19 protein-coding genes are annotated in these 19,399 nt (G+C 30.6%); 1 reads left to right on the plus strand and 18 read right to left on the minus strand.

Going from position 1 to position 19,399, the window contains the following annotated elements; translation table 11 throughout:
* Positions 1 to 25: 25 nt before the first annotated feature.
* The 4 genes from prfA to VIM70_RS11830 form a co-directional block, all read right to left on the minus strand.
* On the minus strand, positions 26 to 1,102 hold the full coding sequence (gene prfA, locus VIM70_RS11815) for a peptide chain release factor 1 (protein ID WP_331945965.1): 1,077 nt from the start codon (positions 1,100 to 1,102) through the stop codon (positions 26 to 28).
* An 85-nt stretch (positions 1,103 to 1,187) separates the two neighbouring features.
* Positions 1,188 to 2,042 carry a peptide chain release factor N(5)-glutamine methyltransferase gene (gene prmC / locus VIM70_RS11820; RefSeq protein ID WP_331946000.1) on the minus strand — a complete coding sequence of 285 codons (855 nt, stop codon included), beginning with the start codon at positions 2,040 to 2,042 and terminating at the stop codon, positions 1,188 to 1,190.
* Between the two features lie 66 nt (positions 2,043 to 2,108).
* On the minus strand, positions 2,109 to 3,014 hold the full coding sequence (locus VIM70_RS11825; protein WP_331945966.1) for a DUF1385 domain-containing protein: 906 nt from the start codon (positions 3,012 to 3,014) through the stop codon (positions 2,109 to 2,111).
* 2 nt (positions 3,015 to 3,016) lie between these two features.
* The gene (locus VIM70_RS11830) at positions 3,017 to 3,601 is read right to left on the minus strand and encodes a thymidine kinase (RefSeq protein WP_331945967.1); all 585 of its coding nucleotides are present in this window, start codon (positions 3,599 to 3,601) and stop codon (positions 3,017 to 3,019) included.
* A gap of 220 nt (positions 3,602 to 3,821) precedes the next feature.
* Here VIM70_RS11830 and rpmE point away from each other — a divergent pair, with 220 nt between their 5' ends.
* Complete coding sequence (rpmE, locus tag VIM70_RS11835; protein ID WP_331945968.1) at positions 3,822 to 4,040, plus strand: 50S ribosomal protein L31; 219 nt, start codon at positions 3,822 to 3,824, stop codon at positions 4,038 to 4,040.
* A gap of 60 nt (positions 4,041 to 4,100) precedes the next feature.
* On the opposite strand, the gene rho is transcribed toward rpmE, so the two are convergent.
* The 14 genes from rho to ispE form a co-directional block, all read right to left on the minus strand.
* The gene (gene rho, locus VIM70_RS11840; RefSeq protein WP_331945969.1) at positions 4,101 to 5,570 is read right to left on the minus strand and encodes a transcription termination factor Rho; all 1,470 of its coding nucleotides are present in this window, start codon (positions 5,568 to 5,570) and stop codon (positions 4,101 to 4,103) included.
* 207 nt (positions 5,571 to 5,777) lie between these two features.
* Positions 5,778 to 6,122 (minus strand): hypothetical protein, encoded by a 345-nt coding sequence (locus VIM70_RS11845; protein WP_331945970.1) that lies wholly within the window; start codon positions 6,120 to 6,122, stop codon positions 5,778 to 5,780.
* Between the two features lie 181 nt (positions 6,123 to 6,303).
* The gene (locus VIM70_RS11850) at positions 6,304 to 7,908 is read right to left on the minus strand and encodes a CTP synthase (RefSeq protein ID WP_331945971.1); all 1,605 of its coding nucleotides are present in this window, start codon (positions 7,906 to 7,908) and stop codon (positions 6,304 to 6,306) included.
* A 274-nt stretch (positions 7,909 to 8,182) separates the two neighbouring features.
* The gene (locus VIM70_RS11855) at positions 8,183 to 8,476 is read right to left on the minus strand and encodes a ribose-5-phosphate isomerase (protein ID WP_331945972.1); all 294 of its coding nucleotides are present in this window, start codon (positions 8,474 to 8,476) and stop codon (positions 8,183 to 8,185) included.
* A gap of 696 nt (positions 8,477 to 9,172) precedes the next feature.
* Entirely contained in the window at positions 9,173 to 9,592 is a 420-nt protein-coding gene (locus VIM70_RS11860) for a DUF1934 domain-containing protein (protein ID WP_331945973.1), read from the minus strand.
* A gap of 14 nt (positions 9,593 to 9,606) precedes the next feature.
* On the minus strand, positions 9,607 to 10,590 hold the full coding sequence (locus VIM70_RS11865) for a tRNA 4-thiouridine(8) synthase ThiI (RefSeq protein ID WP_331945974.1): 984 nt from the start codon (positions 10,588 to 10,590) through the stop codon (positions 9,607 to 9,609).
* Positions 10,591 to 10,634: 44 nt separating this feature from the next.
* A complete protein-coding gene (locus VIM70_RS11870; protein ID WP_331945975.1) occupies positions 10,635 to 11,666 on the minus strand; it encodes a D-alanine--D-alanine ligase family protein in 1,032 nt (343 codons plus the stop codon).
* Between the two features lie 231 nt (positions 11,667 to 11,897).
* Complete coding sequence (ypeB, locus tag VIM70_RS11875) at positions 11,898 to 13,268, minus strand: germination protein YpeB (RefSeq protein WP_331945976.1); 1,371 nt, start codon at positions 13,266 to 13,268, stop codon at positions 11,898 to 11,900.
* A gap of 77 nt (positions 13,269 to 13,345) precedes the next feature.
* The gene (spoIIR, locus tag VIM70_RS11880; RefSeq protein ID WP_331945977.1) at positions 13,346 to 13,975 is read right to left on the minus strand and encodes a stage II sporulation protein R; all 630 of its coding nucleotides are present in this window, start codon (positions 13,973 to 13,975) and stop codon (positions 13,346 to 13,348) included.
* Positions 13,976 to 14,036: 61 nt separating this feature from the next.
* Positions 14,037 to 15,212 carry a Ger(x)C family spore germination protein gene (locus tag VIM70_RS11885; RefSeq protein ID WP_331945978.1) on the minus strand — a complete coding sequence of 392 codons (1,176 nt, stop codon included), beginning with the start codon at positions 15,210 to 15,212 and terminating at the stop codon, positions 14,037 to 14,039.
* On the minus strand, positions 15,202 to 16,317 hold the full coding sequence (locus tag VIM70_RS11890; protein WP_331945979.1) for an endospore germination permease: 1,116 nt from the start codon (positions 16,315 to 16,317) through the stop codon (positions 15,202 to 15,204). The genes VIM70_RS11885 and VIM70_RS11890 overlap by 11 nt, the downstream gene beginning before the upstream one ends.
* A gap of 37 nt (positions 16,318 to 16,354) precedes the next feature.
* Complete coding sequence (locus VIM70_RS11895; protein ID WP_331945980.1) at positions 16,355 to 17,815, minus strand: spore germination protein; 1,461 nt, start codon at positions 17,813 to 17,815, stop codon at positions 16,355 to 16,357.
* Positions 17,816 to 17,908: 93 nt separating this feature from the next.
* On the minus strand, positions 17,909 to 18,100 hold the full coding sequence (locus VIM70_RS11900) for a CLC_0170 family protein (RefSeq protein WP_331945981.1): 192 nt from the start codon (positions 18,098 to 18,100) through the stop codon (positions 17,909 to 17,911).
* A 193-nt stretch (positions 18,101 to 18,293) separates the two neighbouring features.
* The gene (gene ispE, locus VIM70_RS11905) at positions 18,294 to 19,136 is read right to left on the minus strand and encodes a 4-(cytidine 5'-diphospho)-2-C-methyl-D-erythritol kinase (RefSeq protein WP_331945982.1); all 843 of its coding nucleotides are present in this window, start codon (positions 19,134 to 19,136) and stop codon (positions 18,294 to 18,296) included.
* Positions 19,137 to 19,399 lie beyond the last annotated feature (263 nt).

Below are 19,399 nucleotides of genomic sequence, written 5' to 3' on the forward strand. Positions count from 1 at the left end.
CTTTCACTATCATAATAATTAATTTCTATTCATTATTACCCATAGCTTTCATCTTTTCCGCTTGGTCAGCAGTTATTAAAGTATTCATCATTTCATCTATATCACCATCAAGAAAAGCTTCTAATCTATATAATGTTAAACCTATTCTATGATCCGTTACTCTTCCTTGAGGATAATTGTATGTTCTTATTCGCTCACTTCTATCTCCTGTACCTACTTGACTCCTTCTATTTTCAGCTATTCCCGCTGATCTTTCAGCCTCAGCTTTATCAAACAATCTAGATTTTAATATCTTTAGAGCCTTTTCCTTATTCTTTAGCTGAGATTTCTCATCCTGGCAAGAAACTACAAGTCCTGTAGGAATGTGTGTCATTCTTACCGCTGAATCCGTTGTATTAACACATTGTCCTCCATTACCAGACGCCCTAAACACATCTATTCTTAAATCATTAGCATTAACTTCGATATCTACATCATCAACCTCTGGTAGAACTGCAACAGTCGCCGTAGATGTATGGATTCTTCCACTTGATTCTGTATCTGGAACCCTTTGAACTCTATGCACTCCACTTTCATATTTAAATTTACTATACGTAGATTCACCTTTTACCATAAATACTACTTCTTTAAATCCACCAATATCGGTTTCATTAGCACTCATTACTTCAACTTTCCATCTATTGCGTTCTGCATATCTTGTATACATTCTAAACAAGTTTGCTGCAAAAAGTGCTGCTTCATCTCCACCAGCCCCAGCTCTAATTTCAATAAATACATTTCTCTCATCATTTGGGTCCTTAGGCAAAAGTAAAATTCTTAATTCCTCTTCCATAGTTTCCTTAATTTGATTTAAGTCTTTAATTTCATCTTGAATCATATCTTTCATTTCTTTATCTGATTCTTCTCTAAGCATTTCTTTATTTGTTTCTAAGTCTTGTTTAGCTTTTTTATATATTCTATATTTTGTAACAATTATCTCTAGTCCTGCATGTTCTTTGCATAATTTCTGCCATTCCTTTTGATTAGCAATAACAGAAGGATCTCCAATTTTCATTGAAAGCTCATCATATTTGTTTTCCGTAAAATCAAGCCTATCTAACATTTTTTTATCACTCCGTATATATATTATTACATCATTCTATTATATCATAATCTAGAGCAGAATACAAACTACATCACCCTAATGATCACCATGCTTTAGTGGCTTTAATAACCCTATCGTTTCCCGATAGATCTTTAATACATTCTATTTGTTCAAATCCTAATCTTAATAGTATTTCCTCAACTTGTTCCTTTTGATCATATCCTATCTCAAAAGCAAGCAAACCACCCTTTTCTAAAACCATTAAACTTTCCTCTGTAATTCTCTTATAAAAGTCCAATCCATCTTTCCCACCGTAAAGGGCTATGTATGGTTCGTAGTTCTTTACATCCTCCATTAAAGTAGGTATAACATCTTCTCTGATATAAGGAGGATTAGAAACTATCATGTCATATTTTTTATTTTGCTTAATGGCTACTTGTAATAAGTCGCTAAGTTCATCATTAACTCGACGTGACAAGTCGAACCTTTCTATATTAAGCTTTGACACTTCTAAAGCAACTTCTGATATATCATATAATGTTACCTGTGTATCTTTAATAAATTCTGCTATAGCTATGCCAATAGCTCCACTCCCGCTACAAACATCGCATATTTTAGTATACCCTTTTTTCTTTATTTGTTTAATTACTTCTTCCACTAAAATTTCAGTATCAGGCCTTGGTATTAAAACTCCTGGTTTAACTATGAAATCCATACCCATGAATTCACATTCTCCAAGAATATATTTTATGGGCATTTTATTTTTTCTCATCTGAATTAGTTTTGAAAACTCATCTTCCTGTTTTTCATTAAGATTAAAATCTCTATTAAGCATTATGAACAATTTTTCTTTTTTTAAAACCTTACCAAGTAAAAGTTGTGAATCTAGCAAATAACTATCAATTTTAACTTTTTTTAAGATTTCATATGACTCCAAAAGTACTTCACCTATATTAATTTTTACCACCTCATAATTTCGCCTTGATTAATAATTACCGCAGGTTTTGTATAAGTTAAACCCCAGCTAATCCATAATACCTTCTGCTTCTTTAAGCGCTCTTATTGCCACCTCTATTTGTGACAAATCCGGTTCCCTCGTAGTTAAATTTTGTAATTTAAGTCCTGGATATGAAAGAATTTTTGCTAAAGTACCTTCACTTTTTCCCATCCACTTAATAATTTCATAACTTACACCCGAAATCAAAGGAAGAAGTACTATTCTATATATTATCCTTTCACCAAGCGAATTCCAACCAGTTAAAGAGAACACTACTATGCTAACTATCATAACTAAAAATAAAAAATTCGTTCCACATCTCGGATGTAATCTTCCAAATTTGGATGCATTCTCTGGTGTTAATTCAACATTATTTTCGTAACAAAATATAGTTTTATGTTCTGCGCCATGATATTGGTACACTCTCTTAATATCTTCCATTTTTCCTATTAGATACACATACAGTAAAAATATCAAAACTCTAATAATTCCCTCTACAATGTTCAAACCCATTGTGCTTGCACCCATTTTGCTAAAAACACTTGCAACCAGGGTTGGTAAAATAAAAAATAATCCTACAGATACAACCAATGAAATAACAAGTGATATTCCCATAATTACATCATTACTTTTATCTTTAAATATCTTTTCTATCCATTTGTCTAATTTTGAAGCCTCTCCCTCCTCTTCAAAAAAAGAAGCTGAATAATTTAAAGTTTGCACACCTATAACTAAAGATTCGATTAAAGAAATAAATCCTCTTATTATTGGAAGCCCTAAAAATTTATTCTTTTTAGTGTAGGATATGAAGCCTTTTTTTTCAACTACAATTTCCCCTTCAGTAGTTCTCACTGCAGTTGCAATCCCCATTTTCCCTCGCATCATAACCCCTTCAATTACTGCCTGGCCTCCAACATTAACATTTTTGGACATATTTACACCCCTTCTCTAGGAACAATGTGACACTTTCTACACCTTGCTTCATAGGATTCAAGTGCCCCAATTAAAACAATCTTATCCTCATACTTAGCTGGCTTTCCATTAATCAAACGCTGAGTTCTAGTAGCTGGGTTACCACACACAACGCAAATAGCCTGAATTTTGTCAACAAATTCCGCTATAGCAAGAAGTGCTGGTATAGGTCCAAAAGGTTCTCCCCTAAAATCCATATCAAGTCCTGCACATATAACCCTTTTATTATCATCCGCTAAGGAAGTAATTACTTCAATTATCCCTTTATCAAAAAACTGTACCTCATCGATAGCAACAACTTGTGTATCTAAATCTAATAGTTCTAATATTTGTGAGCTATCACTAACTTGAACTGCCTCTTCCGTGGCTCCACAGTGAGATACCACATCTTCTTTGCTATATCTATTATCAATTTCCGGTTTAAAAACTTGCACTTTTTGTTTTGCAATTTTTGTCCTTCTTATCCTACGTATAAGTTCTTCAGACTTCCCACTGTACATAGGTCCTATAATAACCTCTACCCAGCCATGATTTTTTGGTCCGTACATATTTCTACCTCCATATTGTTAATCCATATTTTAAAAGTCACTCTTAACCATCCAAAAATTCAACCACATATATTTTAACAAAAAAATACCATAAATAAAAGTATAATTGATAAAAGTATAATTAATAATTAATTCTTATTGACTTAATTATTAATTATATGATAAAATTGAATAGTTGACAATACGGGTATATATTTATTTTTTAAAAGAGGTGAAAAATATGCAAAAAGAAATACATCCAGAATATCACCATGATACAGTTGTTAAATGCGCATGTGGAAACACTTTTACTACAGGTTCTACTAAACAAGAACTTAAAGTAGACGTATGTTCTAATTGCCATCCATTCTATACTGGTAAGCAAAAGAATATTGATGCTGGTGGAAGAGTAGATAGATTCATGAAGAAATTTAACATAAAAAGTGAAGATGTAGAATAATATATTAATGGAAAAGATTTAATTATCTTTTCCATTTTTTCATTTTTACATTAAATTATATTATTTAGCTAATACTTCAAAATTCTTATTTATCATTTCAAAAAATTCCTTATTACTCTTAGTTGTTGATAATAAATTCAACAATTTTTCTGTTACTCCTATTGCATTACCTTCTCTATACATTATCTTTCTTAAATTATATATAGTTTCCATTTCAATCTTTGTAAGTAATAAATCTTCTCTTCTTGTTCCTGATTTATAAATATCTACCGCTGGGAATATTCTTCTTTCTTGAAGTTTTCTATCTAGGTGAACTTCCATATTACCTGTACCCTTAAATTCTTCAAAAATCATATCATCCATTCTACTCCCTGTTTCTACAAGTGCAGTAGCAAGTATTGTTAAACTTCCACCCTCTTCAATATTTCTAGCAGCTCCGAAAAATTTCTTTGGCATTAAAAGTGCACTAGGATCGAGTCCACCGGATAAGGTTCTCCCTGAAGGGGTCACAGTTAGATTGTAAGCTCTGGAAAGCCTAGTTAAACTATCTAGTAGAATAACTACGTCTTGACCTTGCTCTACCATTCTCTTGGCTCTTTCAAGCACCATATAAGCTACTTTTGTATGATGTTCTGGTTCTTCATCAAAAGTTGAATAAATAACTTCACCTTTAATAGATCTCTGCATATCAGTAACTTCTTCAGGTCTTTCATCTATTAAAACAACAATTAATTTTACTTCTGGGTGATTTATAGAGATACTGTTAGCGATTTTTTTAAGAAGTGTTGTTTTTCCTGCCTTTGGTTGGGCTACAATTATACCTCTTTGTCCTTTACCTATAGGAGAAATAATATCCATAATTCTTGCCGATAAGTCTGCTGCATTAGTTTCTAATGTTAATCTTTGTGTTGGATAAATAGGCGTTAACTTTTCAAAAGGCCTTCTACCTACAGCTCTATCAGGATTCTCTCCATTTACACCCTGCACATACAATAATGCCTTGAATTTTTCGCCTTCTTTAGGTATTCTGACCTTACCTTCTACTTCATCACCTGTTTTTAAATTAAATCTTCTAATTTGAGATGGTGAAACATAAATATCGTCAGGTCCTGACAAGTAATTATATCCTCTTAAAAAACCATAACTATTATTCTCAATTATTTCTAGAACTCCTCTTGCTGACCCTGATTCGTTTATCATTTCTTGTAACTTTTCTTTTTTATTTTCATTTTGGTTTTTAAAACCTGTATCAATATTTTCATTTTTAATGGGTTCAACACTTGGAATTGTATTAATTTCGATTTGCTTTTCTGATTTTTCTATAATAGTTTCTTCAATTGTAGAAGTGTTTTTGGGGCTTATTTTTTCTCTTAAAATAACTCCATCCTTTTGCATGGAAACTGGTGTTTTTTTCTTTATTTCCTCAATTAATTCACTTTTTTTGAGTTTAGAAATACTTTTAATGTCAAGTTTTTTACAATGTTCTCGAAGCTCGACAACTGTCATGTTCTCAAAATCTTTATTTATCAAAAATCTGCACCTCCGAAGGGTATTTCATATATAATATCTATTTAATAAATATCATGGGAATTTAAAACGATTATACTATCCAATGAATTTTCTTGAAATGATATATTTCTCTAATTATATCCTATTTCATAATTTTAATCCACTATACTAAAAATCCACAGAAGTCCGTGCATTTTATGTGAACCCCGTATTCTGTTTTTATTTCTTTTAAATCATAGCGTAAATTTTCTCTATAGTCTGTCTATATTCATTTACTTTTTCTATAACTTTTTTATTCTTTCCAATCAAAAATATAGGCAATGCTAGTTGTTCACATCCTCCTATGACCATATTTCTTTTTAAAAGTTCATTAATTTTGTAATAATAGAAATGATTTTCGCCACATAATGGGCACTTAAGTTTTATTAATATTTCATTACCTTTATCCACTTTAACATTTAAAGATGGGAATCTAGTCTTCATATTTTTCATTTCAAATATTGTCAGTTCATAAACCTTATACTGACCACTGGAATTCTTTAAAGCCATAGCAATATTAGTATCAAATATCAATTACTTCACCTCCATATTTAAGATCTATCCCTATTTACTCATTTCGCTTTGTTATATAATAGTAATTCTATAAGTTTTATTAAATTCCTTCTAAACTTCGATTGAAATTATATGTATTTTGTTTTTTATTATAAAACAAAAATAAAAGGGTGCTTGTGCTACAAGCAACCCTTTAGATATATTATTTAATATGTTCAATTGACGCCTTAATAAATTCGATAAATAATGGATGTGGTTTGTTAGGTCTAGATTTAAGTTCTGGATGAAACTGAACTCCAACAAACCAAGGATGATCTTTAATTTCAACTATTTCAACTAGTCTTCCATCAGGGCTTGTTCCTGTAAGGATAAGTCCTGCATCAGTTACCGCTTTTCTATATTCATTATTAAATTCATATCTATGTCTATGTCTTTCATATATCACTTCATCAATATATGCTTCATGAGAATTAGAATCTTTTGTTAACTTGCATGGATATAATCCCAGTCTCATAGTTCCACCTTTTTCATCTAAATCCTTTTGATCTGGCATTAAATCTATTACAGGATACTTCGTTTGTTCGTCTATCTCTGAACTATTAGCTCCACTTAATCCTACTACATTTCTTGCATATTCTATAACAGCACACTGCATACCAAGGCATATCCCGAAGTATGGTACTTTATTTTCTCTAGCATATTTTGTTGCTTGGATTTTACCTTCTATTCCTCTGTCCCCAAATCCACCTGGAACCAATATTCCGTCAACGTCACCTAATATTTCGCATACATTGTCAGAAGTTACATCACAAGCATTTACCCATTTGATTTCTACATTACAATCATTAGCAAGTCCTCCATGACTCAATGCCTCAACAACAGAAATATATGCATCATGAAGCTCTACATATTTTCCCACTAGTGCTATTTTCACATTTCCAGATAGATTCTTTAATCTATCAACCATATTTATCCATGCAGTATTGTCTATCTCATGACAGTCTAGTTTTAATTTTTTACAAACCAAAGTATCTAATCCTTCTTTGTGAAGCATAAGTGGTACTTCATATAAATTCTCAGCATCTAAATTTTGAATTACAGAGTCCGCTTCCAAATTACAGAACATGGCAATTTTAGCCTTCATATCTTCAGATATTTCCTTTTCAGATCGGCATACAATAATATCTGGTTGAATACCTATACTTCTTAGCTCTTTTACAGAATGTTGTGTAGGTTTTGTTTTAAGCTCTCCAGCTTTTCTTAAATAAGGTACTAATGTAACATGGATAAAACAAACATTTCCTATTCCTACTTCATATTTTGCCTGTCTTATAGCTTCTAAGAAAGGTAAAGATTCAATATCTCCAATAGTTCCACCAATTTCAGTTATAACAACATCTACATCTTTTTCTTTAGCTACTCTATAGACCCTTTCTTTTATCTCATTAGTTATATGTGGAATTACCTGTACTGTACCGCCTAAAAAATCTCCTCTTCTCTCTTTTGTTATAACTGACCAATATACTTTTCCAGTAGTCACATTACTGCTCTTGCTTAGATTTTCATCAACAAATCTCTCATAATGTCCTAAATCTAAATCTGTTTCCGCTCCATCATCAGTAACAAAAACTTCCCCATGTTGATATGGGCTCATAGTACCTGGATCAACATTTAAATAAGGATCAAATTTTTGAATAGACACCTTTAACCCTCTATTCTTTAAAAGCCTCCCAAGAGACGCTGCTGTTATTCCTTTTCCTAAAGATGAAACTACTCCACCTGTGACAAATATGTACTTAGTACTCATAATTATTCCTCCTATGTTTTTTCATTACCAGATATTATCAAAACATGATTATGTAAAACTATTAAAAGTCTATACTAATTATTTTTTTAAATAGCTTGACAAATGTTCTTTACAATTTTATAATAGAAATTACCCTATAAATATAATGGTATAGGTTTTTTTAAAACATTTTTTTTAAAAACAATATTAATATCTTATCATACTTTTTTATCTTTAACCAGTGTTTTTTGGTTTTCTTTTTTTTGTGAATTTTAAAATCTTTATATATATACATTTAATCTACTTTTTCTAATATACTTTCTATTTCAAAATACATTTCTCTAAATTCTTTATTAATAAAAAATCTTTCCTCTGCTTTTTTCAAACAGTAATTAACAGCTCTTTTAGTTGAACATATATAATCTGTATAAGCACTTTGTACATCTCTGCATTTATATTTTCTTAATAATAAAAATAAAATATACTTGCATTCTCTATCTTTTAATATCTTAAAAGATGTTTCTCTTTTTATATTCTTAACGTAACAAATCGCATCTATTATCTTATCATAATCAATATTTTTTAACATTAAACCACCCCTAGATTCTCTATACATTATTGCGTTAATTAAATTATTGACAATAATCCACAAAAACTATCCATAGAATGAAATTTATAACTTAATATACACAAATAAAAAATAAGTATGCGATTCGTATGAAGTTTCTCCTGTGTGACTCCAAATAAGAGTTTGAAGTCACCTCCGGATAAACTTTATACTGTTATGCAATCTATATTCTGAATCAAAAGATCTATTTTCTAATTAATTCAAAAATAAAAATACCCTTAATCCCTTATATTACAAAGGTTTAAAGGTACTTTTTATAAATTTTCACGTGTAACATGATTAAACCACAAAAGCCTATGGTTTATTAATATATTACTTTCTTATATGCTATCCATACTAGATATATCTTGGAGTAAATGTGATATAGTATGAACTTTCTCCGGGAGTGGCACCAAATAAGAAGAGCAGAAACATTGAAATTCCATTTAAAATTCTTCTTTTGTTAACAAATATTTTTATGCGCAAAAAAAAGTATATATTACGTATAATGCATTGAAGCGAGCTTTAGAACTTCTTATTTTATTTTTAATTAAGATGCGTTAAGAAAAATATATGTTTGAGCGACAGCGAGTTTATATTTTTTAGCAGATTAATTAAAAATAAAATTAGTAGTTCTTAGCGAAGCGAGTGCATTAATAGTAATATATACTTTTTTTATTACGCTTTAATGTTAATTTTCAAAGTAGTACTTAAAATTTGTTGATTTCCTATTATCATGTCATAATCTATAAATACATCCCCACCACTATTATCCACATTCATTTTTAGTTCCTTTGTGTCCACTGTAAGATCCAGGGCTCCATGAGGAGTATTATATAGCGTTAAATCTCTTACATATTTTTTAAAGTTCATTTCCGTATTAGTAGTTCCAGTCCTTATAAGTGTGAACTTTTCTTCATCAATTTTTAATGTAGTAGTTGTTCCCTTCATTCCTGAAATTTCCGTTTCTTCATATACTGCGTAGTAGCAATTATTTTCTTTGTAAAATTTACCAGGTGTCACTACCTCAATTGCATCACCATCATCTTCATTATCCGATTGTTTGCTGACAACTGAAATTATTGCATTTTTTTTCATTTATTTACCCCTCGCTAATTTATAATATAGTTGTTTATTTCATCCTCAGTCGCAGGAGTCGCATCTATAGATTGATCTAAGTTTTGGGCATCTCTTCCATAACTAATAGATACAATTTTCTCATCTCGTCCCTTACAATATCTTCCTGTGATTTTACTTGCAAATTCAATATCTTCATCTGTAGCGATACCTATTATAGCAACCGTGGAACCATTATAGTCTTTAGCTAAAAACATTAGATCTTCGTCGGTTAAAAATTGTTCTAACAAGTCTCCCTCTTTTTCTGATCTTGTAGATATGATTTTAGCACCTTTAGATAACCTAAATTGTCTTCCTATTTTTAATAATTCTAAATCTATTTTTGATGGATTTTCTTTATTCTCTAGAAGATCCTTAAGTCTTATAGAATAGTTAGGTTCCGTAAGTTTACATCCCCCAGCAGGTGATGGATAATCTAGGATACCCCATTTCAACGCCAGTTCCATTTGAACTTTTCTATTTCTTCCTTTTATGTCCATTAGAGCTTCTCTATCTATTAGACCATCTATCTCCATTTGAGTTGGATTAAGATTTTTAGCACATAATGGTCTTAATATTTTGTGACCTATACCAGATTCATTTTTCACTATATCTAAAGCTGATCTATTTTGAGACATAGGTCTTTGATTTAATACTTCTCCTGTTATAATAAAGTCCGCATGAAATTTTTCTAATAATTCTCCACAATATCTCATCATCATAGCATGGCAATCGATACAAGGATTCATATTTTTACCATACCCATGTTTTGGATTCTTTACCATTTCAAAATGCTTCTCTGAGAAATCTACAACTTCTAATGGTATATCTATTTGTTTTACCATTTTCAATGCATTTTTTTCACCAAAAAAGTTTGATTTAAAGCATATTCCAATAACTTCTATGCCCTGATCTTTTACAAGTTTTGCTGCGAGCGTACTATCAAGGCCTCCAGAAATCATAGCCAAAGCTGTTGTCATATTTATTTCTCCCGTCTTCATTTTTATTGATTTTGATAAAATTACTATTTATTATTCCTTTCTATAGCTAATTCAATAAGTTTATCAATCAGTTCCACGTAAGTTATACCTGTCGCCTGCCACATTTTAGGGTACATACTTATTTTAGTGAATCCTGGGATAGTATTGACCTCATTTAAATAAACTTCTTCGGTTTCCTTATCTACTAGAAAATCCACTCTTGCCATGCCCGCACAATCTAAAATTTTATAAATTCTTATAGCTTCTTCTTTAATTTTCTCTAACTTTACCGCAGGCAACGCTGCTGGTATTAAAAGCTTAGATGCTTCACTTTTATATTTAGCTTCATAATCATAAAATTCTTTTGCTGGAATTACTTCTCCTGGAATAGACGCTAGTGGACAATCATTTCCAAGTATTGCTACCTCAATTTCTCTTGCATTTATAGCCTGCTCAACTAAAATTTTTCTATCGTATTTTAGTGCTTCTTCTATACCGAATATTAGCTCACATTTGTCATGTGCTTTTGTTATCCCTACAGAAGACCCTCCATTAGATGGCTTAATAAATACATCGTAACCCAGTTTCTTTTCAATAGTTTCTATTAATAACTCTTTATTTTTTATATATTCGCAAGCATTTATTACTACATAATCTGCTTGCTTTACATTAAAATTTTCTAATAAAAATTTAGTATATATTTTATCCATACAAATAGCAGAAGACATTACTCCGGGCCCCACGCAAGGAATATTAGATAATTTACACATGCCTTGAATAGTACCATCTTCTCCAAGCAGTCCATGCAATACTGGAAATACTACATCTACCTCTTTATTAAACAATAACTGTTGCCCATCTGCTGTTTTAAAATATTCGTCTTTTTCCCATTCTCCATTTTCTATGTTTTCTAATTTACCAGCATATTCAAACCATAACCCATCCTTAGTTATCCCAATTGGGTATATATCATATTTTGTTTGATCAATATTTCGTAATACTGATGTTGCTGATACTCTCGACACCTCATGTTCTGTGGATTGTCCACCAAATAATACTGCTATTTTCTTTTTCATTAATTCTCTCTCCTTATAACCATAATAATCATAATAACCATTTTACAAATAATAAAAACATAAGTCTAATAAATAAATCTATTATTATATTATATCATATCATTTCTATCTATTACTTTGTATTATAATTTTATAATCACAATATTTAAAATTTTAGAATAGCAATTACCATTAAAGTTACTCAATAAAAAAAGGATATACGCATTTTATTCACATATACCCTTTAAAAAGTTATATAGTTAATTTTCCATTAGGAGTATCTATTATTTCAATTATTCTTTGCTCATATCCAGTACTTGCGTTAATATATACTATAAAACTTTTCCCCTTATATGTTCCTAAAAATTCAAAACACAAAACTTCTTTATTTGTCTCAGTTGGTATAATAGCTAAACTAACTTTACTTATTTTTAGCCTTTTGCCAACCTTTTCTTGCGCTTGGGCTGCAGTTATTTTGGGAGTAGTGTCCTTCCTTGTTTCAATATGAGAAACTAAGAATTTTTCAGACTCAATTCCTATAATACTACCATTATCTAGTGCAATCTTAAGTTTTACTTGATCTGGATAAATAGTTACTTCCCCTTGTTTATATACATAACTTACTACTATTGTATTTTCATATTTTAGCGTGTATGTAGGTTGCATATTTTTATATCCCAATTTACTAATAAATTTACTTCCACCTTCTACTGCATTTTTAATATCTAAAGTCGCTTTTCCTATAGGCCTATTATCTAATAAATATAATATTTTGCCACCATTTTTACTTATTTCCAATACCGTTTTAGCCTTACTTTTTTCTTGCCCTTTAAATGTTATGTCAAAAGTATAGGAAGGTATTGTAGTTTTTCCTTCTGTTGGCTTATTTTTAATATTTACGATTTTACCTTTTCCGAATATCTTTTCTATATTTTGAATTGCTACCTTTTGACTTACTATATCTTCAGACATTATTTTAGGCTTTATTTCTAATATATTATCAGAGAAAGGACCATCATAAACTAATGCTGGATATTGAACTATTTGTTTTTGTATACCTATAAATTTTTCATTCATAAGATCATTTCCTGATTTTGCGAGTACGCCACTACTTTTTTTCCTAATTTCTCCCCATTTCACATTACCTTCATTTATATCAGTAAGTACACCATTTAATTGTTCTTGGAGCGTATATGACTGATTCTCTAATCCATCAATTAATTTGACTTCCTTATCACTAATTTCCTTTCCTTCTGATGCTGCTGTTGCTAATGTATAACAAAAATCTCCTACTTGAGTTAAAAACACACTAGTATCTCCAACAACTTCTTGGTCTAGTGGTAATGAATGCAATTTATCATTTGCAGTAGCTGAGTATCTAAAGATTTCTTCAAAAACCACTATGCTTTGTTCTCGAGAGCCAACAATTGCAGATTTACCAAGATTTACTCTTATGTTTTGTACAGAACTAATGAGTTCATACATATTCTTACTATATTGCCCTTGAAGATAATTTCTATAATCTAACCTCTCCAAAAACATCAGTATAGCAAAAGTAGTTGAAAATACAACAATTACAGCTACAGCACTTGTATACAAAATTCTTTTCTTTATCATTTTCATATGTTTTCCTCCAGTATTCTTCATTAGTAAATAACAATTATAATTTATTATTCTCTTAGCAGTTTTAAGATTCTTCCTTAGCTAAATAGTTCACTAAAAATTTCTTGCAATTTAAATTTCACAATTATTTTTTTATTATCTACAGTATTGTCTATAAATTTGTACTCATCATCTGATAATACTGTTTTCATTTCTTTTTCAGTTTTTACGTAGGATACATTTCCTTTTGTAATATCTACAAAACATAATGGTGGAAACATAACACACCACCAGTTTTGTCCTTTGCCTGTTCCTATAATTATTCTGTAGGCCTCATATTTTCCTTGGGGCAAAGTTATATTCCCATAGGTTTTAACTGGAAAATATTCCTGCGAAAGAGTAGTCGCAACTGAATATTTAAAACCATTTTTCTTTATAATCGTTTGAGCTATTTTTTTAATGTTTTTATCTTCATTCTTTATAATCTTTCTAGATTCTTCTATACTCGTCGAATCTTTAAGTTTTGGTGATATATATTTTAAGACGGAATCCCTTACTTTTAATTTTAAGTTTTGATCTATTTCTCCATCACTATTAGCTATTACATGAAACCTTATAAGTTTACCTGCAACTTCACCTTGGCTTACTTCCCCAGATGCATTACTCCAATTTAGAGCTATAAAAGTTATAATAATTATGGTAAGACTTGTTAATATAAATTTTTTCATATTTATCCCCCTTGAATAGAATAATTTATATTATAATCATTGCCATATTTTGTAATTATATTCACTGAACTGCTCCAATTCTTCGCATTTCAGTATTAACAGTTACATTTATTGTTGCATTTTTATATTTTCCATTCCAATCTTTTTCTATTTTGTTCCATAAAGAAGGTTTGAACTTTTGAACATACTCTCGAACCCCAAATGGATCTATCCCAAATTCACTTATAGAAATCGCCATAACTTTTTCACACTCTAAACTAATGGAATTATTAAAATCATTTTGAAGTTTTTGTAACTCATCCTTATCAAGCATTTTCTCACCTACATAATATTCACCTAGCTGTCCCTCTAACCTTAACTTCACATTAATGGCTAACTTATCTCCCTCTTCCACAACTTCCATTTCCCTATCATAGCCATCAATTATAAAATCAATTGGGTGACCATTTATATAGATGACTTTTTTACCAGCAATAAACTTACCATTTAAAAGTTGAATGTCCATTAGCTCAAGTGGTGTAAAATATCCCTTTATTTCATAATCTTTAATTATTGCAGCACCAGATAACATCAATTCATTTTTTCCCTTATCCATACTTATTCTAGGTAGTAACGCATTACCGTTTTCACTTAAAAGTATTAGAAGTTCATTTAAGGTCATGCTCATAATCCTAGAATTCCTCTTGCTGTTATCCATAAGTCCAGCAATATAATATTGGGCACTATTTTCAGTCGTAGGCTTGAATTTCACATAATCTTCTGCTTTACCATCTGAGACAATTACCTGCATCATTCTACTCAAACTAGGATTCCTCTCTAGATAATCTACTATCTCTTTAACTGTATCCTTATGTTTCAATATATCGCTACTCAATATAAGTAGCTTGGTATGTCCCATATATATATCTCTACTGCTTTTAGCCATAGCCTCAGAATAAGCATCTTCCATAGAGTAAGCCTGAGTGTTAATATATTTCTCCTGAGGACTTCCACCTTTGCCAACACCTATCATACTCATATCTGGAAATCCATAAGTAACATTGATTTTCTTAAGCTGCCTCTCAGCAAAGGGTTCTTCCGGTTTAATACTTTTTACTTGGTTTTCTTTATAAATATCTTCTCCCGGGTCTATAGCTATAGTTGATATAAAATTACGCCTATCTATTTCTACTCTATCCCAGCACCCACTAAGCAACATGCAACACATTATAATAGGCAAAACCTTTTTAAACTTCATCCACATTTCTCCCCTTTCCACGCTCTTTAGCTTTTCCCTTAAGTAAGATAAGTATGGGTAGCATTGCAAAAAGAAATATAGCTATTGATATGAGTAGAATATTATTGAACTGCAAAGTGTAAAGCTCTGCTATATTCTCTGGATATAGCGCTATTATATAAATAAATGGCATAATTAAAACCGAAGATAGCTTAGTATCCCTCAATTTAAATACATTTTTGATGATCTCACTAGAGAAGAAATACGAGTTAACAAAAGTAGTAAAATAAAAAAATATCCAAAATGCCATTACTATTCCTTCCCAGTGTTCTATAAATGTGTTTGGTATATCCAAAGACTGTATCATAGTTATAGTTGGCCATAATAAAATGCCACCCTGAGCTTTTGAGAATACAGCTAAAACAAGAATCATAACAATTAAATAAAATAAAGTTATAAACATAATGCTCTTTTTTAATACACTTGCTGAGTTATTCTTATTTTTAACATAAGGAAGTATAAGATATGCTATTTCTATTCCTCCAAAACAGAATAAAATATATTTAGAAGCCCTTAAGTAATCCAAAGGCTTATTATTAAGAACGGGCAATACATTTGTAAAGTCAGCATTTAGCGTCGTAAACGCTAACACTGTAAATGCTGGAACAAACATAACCCAAAATGAAATTTCATTAAACTTAACTAAATCGCCTATTTCGCCTCTAACTAAATAGGTTCCTGCCAAAATTGTAATCATTAAAATAAATTCTGTAGGCGTCTGCCTTAATAAATATAGTTTAATTACCTCACCAAATTCCCTCATTCCTAAGGAAATAATAAATATACTATACATTGAAAAGGTAATAGCAAATATCCCTCCAAGATACTTACCAAAACTATTTTGCAATATATTTGTAAGATCCTCAAAATCATTTTTCTTCATTACCTTGTATATAAGATATATCAATAAAAAAACTACTAATCCAGAAATTAAAGTAACTATCCATGCATCACTACCTACTTTATCTATAGCATTTTTGGGGCAGGAAAATATTCCTACGCCTACTACAGCTACTATAATGGTCGTAAATAAGCCAAAGTCTTCAATTATTTTTTTATCTTTCATAATATATTTTTCACCTCCAAATAAAAGATGTTCTAAATTATTTTTGCCTTATCTTATCTCCCGTTTTCATATATTTAGGTCTTTCTTTAAGTTCTGATATCGGTTCTCTAATATACATATCTTTTAAATCCTTCATATTAGTACTAACCGCCGGTGCTAAATAAGGTATTCCAAAACTTTTCATTCTAACTAGATGAATGAGTAGTATAATAAGCCCAATCATTATCCCGTAAAGACCTGCAATTGCTGAAGCAATAAGAATCAAAAATCTTACAAGTCTAAAGGCTGTAGAAACTTCATAATTAGGAGTTACAAATGTAGTAATAGCAGTAATAGCCACAATAATTATCATAACCGGGCTAACTATTCCTGCACTAACAGCAGATTGCCCTATAACAAGTCCTCCTACAATACCAATAGTGGATCCAATTGGCCTTGGCAATCTAACTACAGCCTCCATAAGCAGCGCAAAAAACAGTTCCATAATTATAGCCTCCATAAATGCAGGAAAAGGTACCCCTTCTCTAGAAGCTGCTATAGCATATGCTAATTTTGTAGGTATTATAGATGTATGAAACGAGGTAATAGCTACATAAAGTGCCGGTGCAGTAAGAGAAATAAGAATTGAAAGCATCCTAATAAATCTAACTACAGAACTATACATCCATCTTTGATAATAATCATCTGGAGATTGAAACAAATTAGGTAATGTAGTTGGTACAATAATTGCGAAAGGTGAATTATCTACAAGTAGCGCCACTCTACCTTCATATAAGGCTGCAGCTACAACATCTGGTCTCTCAGTGCTTTGTATTTGAGGAAAAGGGGAATATTTATTATCCTCAATTAGCTGTTCAATGTATGCACTATCGAGAACTGCATCAATGTTTATCTTGTCTACTCTTTGCAAAAGTTCATTAAGTACTTCTTTATTAACTATGTCGTCAATATACATAATAGCCACATCAGTTTTTGATCTATTTCCTATAGATTTAGGTTTAATTTTCAACCTTGTATCCCTAATTCGCCTTCTTACTAATGCAGTATTAAATCTTATAGTTTCTGTAAATCCGTCCCTTGCACCCCTAATTACTGTCTCGCCCGATGGGTCACCTACCCCTCTAGCAGGCCAGAAACGTGTTGCAATTATATAGGCGCAGTCTAGATCATCTATAAACATTAATGTGTCCCCAGACAGGGCAAATTTAACTCCTTCACTTAGTTTTTTCACTTCATGCATATCAGTCACTGCAAGTATATTATCTTTTATTTGCTCAACATTCTCTATATCCTTTGAAGCCAACATTAATGGTTCTAATACATAATGATCAAGTAGTAATTTATCTGCCATTCCATCAATATAAACTAGTGAAGCTTTCCATTCCCCCACATTGAAAGTTCTAAAAATAATATCAGAGTTATCTTGTAAAAGTTCTTTTAAATACTCTATGTTTTTTTCTGCCTTAAGTTCAATTTTATCGTTAATTTTCTCCCTCATATTTTTCACTTCCTTATATGTAAAATCCAACTATGCATATTCAGTTAAATCATCACCTTAGGTACCTTTATATTATCAACTTCTAAAATTTTATTAAACCATCCACCTCAATATAAATAAAATTGTAGATATAATAATTGCTGACCACCCTAAAACATGCGCTTTTTTACTAATAATTCCCATACCAGTTCTTTTAAAGTTTCTAACGTCAACTGTTAGCAAAACGGTACCTTCAATTACCATCATCGCCAAAAAATATATACCACATAAATGTAAAATTTTCATTTTCGTTCTCCCTATTTTAGTATGATTAACAAAACACCATAAATTATGAAACTTTATACAATAATAAATTTAATCTAATTTGATGTAGCTAGTTTTTACGACACAGAGAGAAAATATTCATTTATATAAATATAAAAACGTGTAAAAACCATAAAGGCTTTTACACGTTTCATATTTCAGTATATAACTATATCTAAATTGTTCTTGTTATATATACTTCTTTATATAAAATTTTGAATTTATCATAACATAATTGAGCTTTTAACATATCATCAAAAAAAGCAAATATTGTTGGCCCACTTCCGCTCATCATTGCACCTATCGCGCCCATTTTAACCATATCTTCTTTTATTCTTTTCAAAACTGGATATTTTCTTAATGTAACATTTTCAAGTAAATTTTTCATATTCTTACACACATTCTCTAATTTTTCTTGTTCCATAGCTTTTATTATGGCATCAGTATCTGGATGTTTAAAAATTTTATTAATATCTAAATTTTTAAAAACCTCCTTGGTGGATACTCCAAAATTAGGTTTGACCAGTACTAAAATATGATTTTTAAAAGGAGTAAGTGGTGTAATAATTTCTCCTATACCTTCACACATTGCAGTTCCTCCAATTATACAATAAGGAACATCTGCACCTATTTTAACACCTAAATCCATAAGCTCATTGTCGCCCACATTTACTTCAAATATTTGATTCAACGCTTTAAAAACAGCTGCTGCATCTGCACTTCCCCCCGCCATACCGGCAGCTACTGGAATGTTTTTCTTAAGATATATATTTATACCTTCCTGAATATCATAAGTATCCATAAAAAGCTCCGCTGCTTTATATACTAAATTCTTATCATCTGTAGGTATATATGGTTTATTACAGCTTATATTAATACCCTTATTACATTTTTGAAAAGACATAGAATCATATAAATCTACGTTTTGCATAATCATTTTTAGCAAATGATATCCATCTTCTCTTTTACCTACTATATCTAAAGATATATTTATTTTTCCATAAGCTTTTACTAACATGATTTTCCTCCAACTCTCTATTAATAAGCTACAACGGTAGCTTTATGTACCAAAGTAGCTTTATCTACTAAAGTAGCTTTATCTACTAAAGTAGCTTTATCTACCAAAGTAGCTTCATCCGTTAAACTCTGTTAAATATTATTATTAAAATTAGTATATTACAATAAATTTAATATTGCTACCTATAATTTAAAAACTAACAACATAAAAAATAAAACCCTCATGTGTTATTTATAACACATGAGGGCCTGACTATCCAAAAA

Source organism: Clostridium sp., from assembly GCF_036569345.1.
Taxonomy (GTDB): Bacteria; Bacillota; Clostridia; order Clostridiales; family Clostridiaceae; genus Clostridium_AD.